The sequence below is a fragment of the Catenulispora rubra genome (assembly GCF_015356825.1).
In the GTDB taxonomy this organism is placed as follows: Bacteria; Actinomycetota; Actinomycetes; order Streptomycetales; family Catenulisporaceae; genus Catenulispora; species Catenulispora rubra.
This window is the reverse complement of sequence record NZ_JAACYW010000480.1, coordinates 1-5,065: the sequence shown is the minus strand read 5'-3', so window position 1 is coordinate 5,065 and position 5,065 is coordinate 1. Positions and strand designations below refer to the sequence as shown.

Below are 5,065 nucleotides of genomic sequence, written 5' to 3'. Positions count from 1 at the left end.
GGCTGGGGCTGGGGGTGTTGGTGGTGGTGTTGGTGATATTGGTAGTGCGGGTGTTGGTGCTGGCGGCGGCGTCAGAACCCCCTTGCCAGCCGGTAATACGCCTGATTCCACCGCTGCTCCCGCTCGAACTGCCGCACCCGCGTCTCCTCGTCGATCACCAGCAGCTCGACGCCGACGATCTCCGCCAGGTCGCGCAGCACCTCGGTGCTCAGCGCCGAGGAGTACACCGTGTGGTGCGGCGCGCCGGCGATGAGCCAGGCCTCCGCGGAGGTGCGCAGGTCCGGGCGGGGCGACCAGACCGCGCGCGCCACCGGCAGGTTCGGCAGCGGCTCGGGCGGGGCGATGGTGTCGATCTCGTTGGCCACCAGGCGGAAGCGGTCGCCGAGGTCGGCCAGGCCGGCCACGAACGCCGGGCCGGGCGCGGCGTCGAAGACCAGGCGGACCGGGTCTTCGCGGCCGCCGATGGACAGCGGGTGCAGTTCCAGTTTCGGGCGCCCGGCCGCGATCGTGGGGCAGACCTCGAGCATGTGCGCGCCGAGGACCAGGCCGCGGTCGTCCTCCAGGTGGTAGGTGTAGTCCTCCATGAAGGAGGTGCCGCCGGGCAACCCGACCGCGGCCGCCTTCAGCGCCCGCAGCAGCACCGCGGTCTTCCAGTCCCCCTCGCCGCCGAAGCCGTAGCCGTCGGCCATCAGCCGCTGCACCGCCAGGCCCGGGAGCTGGCGCAGGGCGCCGAGGTCCTCGAAGTTCGTGGTGAAGGCGCCGAAGCCGCCGTCGGTGAGGAACCGCCGCAGTCCCGCCTCGATGCGCGCGCCGTAGCGCAGCGATTCGTGCCGTTCGCCGCCGGGCAGCAGCTCCGGGGCGACGTCGTACAGGTCCGGGTACTCGGCGACGAGCGCGTCGACCGCCTCGTCCGGGGCCTGCTCGACCGCCTCGGCCAGCGCGTTGACGCCGTGGCCGTTCACCGACACGCCGAACGTCAGCTCGGCCTCGACCTTGTCGCCCTCGGTGACCGCGACGTCCCGCATGTTGTCGCCGAAGCGCGCCAGGCGGAGCGTCCGGAGCGCGGCGGCGGCCAGGGCGGCGCGGGTCCAGTCGCCGACGCGGGCGGTGACCGTCGGGTCGGAGACGTGTCCGAACACGGTTTTGCGCTGCACCCCGAGCCGGCTCTGCACGTACCCGAACTCGCGGTCGCCGTGCGCGGCCTGGTTCAGGTTCATGAAGTCCATGTCGATGCTGGACCACGGCAGCGCCCGGTTGGCCTGGGTGTGCAGGTGCAGCAGCGGCTTGCGCAGCGTGTCCAGGCCAGCGATCCACATCTTGGCCGGGGAGAACGTGTGCATCCAGGCGATCACGCCGACGCAGTCGTCGTCCGCGTCGGCCTCCAGCATCACCCGCCGGATGGCGGCGCTGTCGGTGAGCACCGGGCGCCAGCTGATCGGCACGGGTATCGCGCCGTCGGCGTCCAGGGCCGCGGCGACCTCGCGCGACTGCTCGGCGACCTGCCGCAGCGTGTCCTCGCCGTACATGCCCTGCGAGCCGGTGAGGAACCAGATTTCGGCGGTCATCGCTGTGCGTCTCCCTGTGAGGCGGACCGGTCCGAGGACTGGCCGTAAACGTTCTGATAGCGGTCGTACAGCGAGGCGATGTCCTGCTCGCCGATGGGCAGCGGACGGCCGTGCGCGCGGGCCAGGTGCACGGTGCGGGCCACGTCCTCGGTCATCACGGCCGCCTTGACCGCGGCCTTGGCGCTCTCGCCGACGGTGAACACGCCGTGGTTGCGCATGAGCACGGCCGGGGAGTTACTGCCGTCCAGGGTCTCGACGATGCCGCGGCCGATGGAGTCGTCGCCGATCAGCGCGAACGGCCCGACCGGGATCTCGCCGCCGAACTCGTCGGCCATCGCGGTCAGCACGCACGGCACCGCCTCGCCGCGCGCGGCCCAGGCCGAGGCGTAGGTGGAGTGGGTGTGCACGACGCCGCCGACCTCGGGCAGGTGCCGGTAGACGTAGGCGTGCGCGGCGGTGTCGGAGGACGGCGCCAGGTCTCCCTCCACCACGTCGCCGTCGAGGTCGCAGACGATCATGTTCGCCGGGGTCAGGTCCTCGTAGGCGACGCCCGAGGGCTTGATGACCATCAGGTCCGCCCCGGGCACGCGCGCCGAGACGTTGCCCGCGGTCCACACCACGAGCTGGTAGCGGACCAGCTCGGCGTGCAGGTCGCAGACCTCGCGGCGGATCCGGGCTATGTCGGTGCTCACTGGGCTGGGCCTTTCTCGGAGGCGAGGGCGGCATTGCGGATCCTGCGCAAGCGGTGAAGCGCGCCTCCGGTCACACCGAAGGTGTCGTGGAGAGCGCGATACTCGGCGAACAGCACGTCGTACGCGTCGGCACGCGTTGGATCGGGAACGTAGGCGGCGACCTCGCAGGCCCCCATCGCCTCGGCAGCGGCCGGGACGTCCGGATACGCCCCGGCGGCGACAGCGGCGTGGATCGCCGAGCCGAGCGCCGGGGCCTGCTCGGACACCGCGACCGAGACCGGCCGGCGCAGGATGTCGGCGTAGAGCTGCATCAGGAAGCTGTTCCGCTTCAGGCCGCCGGCGACCACGAACTCATCGACCTCGACACCGCCGGCTTCGAAGGCCTCGACGATGACCCGGGTGCCGAAGGCGGTGGCCTCCAACAGCGCGCGGTAGACCTCCTCCGGCCGCGTGGCCAGCGTCAGCCCGACGACCACCCCGGACAGGTCGTGGTCGACCAGGATCGAGCGGTTGCCGCCCATCCAGTCCAGGGCGATCAGGCCGTGGCCGCCGACCGGCTGGTCCTCGGCGGCCGCGGTCAGCGCGTCGTGGTCCTGGCCGGTCAGGCGGGTCCACCAGGCGAAGATGTCGCCGACCGCGCTCTGCCCGGCCTCGTAGCCGTAGTAGCCGGCGCTGATGCCGCCGTCCACGACCCCGCAGATGCCCGGGACGTCGGCCAGGATCGGGCTGTTGAGCACGTGGCAGGTCGACGTCCCCATGATCGCCAGGAGCTTGCCCGGTTCGACGGCGCGCGCCGCCGGGGCGGTGACGTGCGCGTCGACGTTGCCTGCCGCGACCGCGATCCCGGCGGGCAGACCGGTCCACTTCGCCGCACGCTCGCTGAGCCCGCCGACGCGGGAGCCGAGGGCTGCCAGGCCGCCGGGGTGCTCCAGGCGCGTGGCCGCGAAGTCGGCGAAGCGCGGGTCGAGGGCTGCCAGGAAGTCAGTGGACGGATAGGCGCCGTCCTGGAAGATCCCCTTGTAGCCGGCGGTGCAGGCGTTGCGGGACTCGGTGCCGGTCAGTTCCCAGACGATCCAGTCGGCGGCCTCGATCCAGCGTTCGCAGCGTTCGTAGACGTCCGGCGCCTCCTGGAGCACCTGGAGCGCCTTGGCGAACTCCCACTCCGAGGACTGCTTGCCGCCGTAGCGCGGGGCCCAGGCCTCGCCGCGCTCGGCGGCCAGGGCGTTGATCGCGTCGGCCTGGCCCTGCGCTGCGTGGTGCTTCCACAGCTTCGGCCAGGCGTGCGGCACGCCGGCCAGGCCCTCGACCTCGCACAGCGGCGTGCCGTCGGCCAGCGCGGGCAGCACGGTGCAGGCGGTGAAGTCGGTGGCCAGGCCGATCACCGCGGCGGGGTCGACGCCGCCGGCGGCCAGGGCCGCGGGCACCGCGCCGCGCAGCACCTCGCGCCAGTCCTCGGGACTCTGCAACGCCCAGTCCGGCGGCAGCGGGCCGGTGCCGTCCGGGAGCCGGTGGTCGATGACGCCGTGCCGGTAGTCGACGACCGCGCTGCCGACCTCCCGGCCGTCGGCGACGCGCACCACGACGGCGCGCCCGGACAGCGTCCCGAAGTCGACGCCCACGACGTACTGCTCGATGTTAGCGGTAACACTACTCATGGTCGGACGCGATCCCTCCGCGGTTCCTCATACGTTGGTCGGTGAAACGGTTCAGGTACGCCGCGCAGTACTCCGCCGCACCACGAGCTCGGTGGGTATCACCACCGCGGTCGGCGTGGCCGGCTGAGCGCCGCCGATCTGGTCCAGCAGGAGCGCCAGACTGCGCCGCCCGAGCGCCGCGAAGTCCTGGCGCACGGTGGTCAGCGGCGGGGTGAAGAACGCGGCCTCGGGGATGTCGTCGTACCCGATGACGCTCACGTCCTCCGGCACCCGCCGCCCGGCCTCATGCAGCGCGAGCAGCACACCGAGCGCCAGCTGGTCGTTCGCGGCGAACACCGCGGTCACCGCCGGATCGGCGGCCAGCAGCTTGCCGCGCTCGTACCCGGAGGCCGCACTCCAGTCCCCGGGCAACGGCTCCGGCACCGGCGCCCCGGCCGCGGTCAGGGCGTCGCGCCAGGCGCGCTCACGCTCGCGCGCCTCACTCCAGTCCGCGGGCCCGGTGAGGTGGTGCACGGTGGCGTGGCCGAGGTCCAGCAGATGCCGAACCGCCGCAAGCGGACCGTCGTACTGATCCACGGTCGCCGAGGCCACAGTCTGCGCCGCGGACAACGCGACCACCGGCAACATCCCGGGCAGGTGACGCACCACCTGGTCCGCCGGAACGTGCCCCGGGATCAGAATGATGCCGTCGACCCCCTGCCCCCGCAGCCGGTCGGCGGCCTCAGCCACCGAGCGCCGACTAGGCGAAGCCAAGCCCATGACCGAGACGAAGTAGTCGGCATCCCGCGCACTGCTCTCGATCGCACTGACCATGGAGGCCGGCCCGAACAACGTGGTGTCGAAGCTGACAACGCCGATGGTCCGCGATGACCCGGTGGCCAACGCGCGCGCTATGGCATTGGGCCGAAAGTCCAGCTGCGCAGCCGCGGCCAACACCCTGGCCCGGGTCTCGGCACTGACGCGCGGGTGATCCTTGAACACCCGCGACACCGTCTGATGCGAGACCCCGGCCAACTCGGCCACATCCCGCAACCCCGGCCGCCCACCGCCGCGCACCGCCTCAGCCGCGCGCACCCGCTCACTGGCCACTCGACCGCTCTCCTCGCCCTCGCGCCCACCGACCCCGTCGCCCGCCATCCGCGCAGCTTATCGA

4 protein-coding genes are annotated in these 5,065 nt (G+C 72.5%); all 4 read right to left on the bottom strand.

Translation table 11 applies throughout. The features are described from left to right. Positions 1–71 precede the first annotated feature (71 nt). Genes araA through GWK61_RS52650 form a run of 4 tightly spaced genes read right to left on the bottom strand, consistent with a single transcriptional unit; the run spans position 72 to position 5,049 of the window. Positions 72–1,565, bottom strand: a complete 1,494-nt coding sequence (araA, locus tag GWK61_RS52665) for an L-arabinose isomerase (protein WP_194921804.1) — start codon at positions 1,563–1,565, stop codon at positions 72–74. Then, entirely contained in the window at positions 1,562–2,257 is a 696-nt protein-coding gene (locus tag GWK61_RS52660; RefSeq protein ID WP_194921802.1) for an L-ribulose-5-phosphate 4-epimerase, read from the bottom strand. The genes araA and GWK61_RS52660 overlap by 4 nt, the downstream gene beginning before the upstream one ends. Next, positions 2,254–3,912 carry a ribulokinase gene (locus tag GWK61_RS52655; protein ID WP_194921800.1) on the bottom strand — a complete coding sequence of 553 codons (1,659 nt, stop codon included), beginning with the start codon at positions 3,910–3,912 and terminating at the stop codon, positions 2,254–2,256. Before GWK61_RS52655 ends, GWK61_RS52660 begins: the two co-directional genes overlap by 4 nt. 51 nt (positions 3,913–3,963) lie before the next feature. Further along, positions 3,964–5,049 (bottom strand): LacI family DNA-binding transcriptional regulator, encoded by a 1,086-nt coding sequence (locus GWK61_RS52650; protein WP_194921799.1) that lies wholly within the window; start codon positions 5,047–5,049, stop codon positions 3,964–3,966. Between the last annotated feature and the right edge of the window lie 16 nt (positions 5,050–5,065).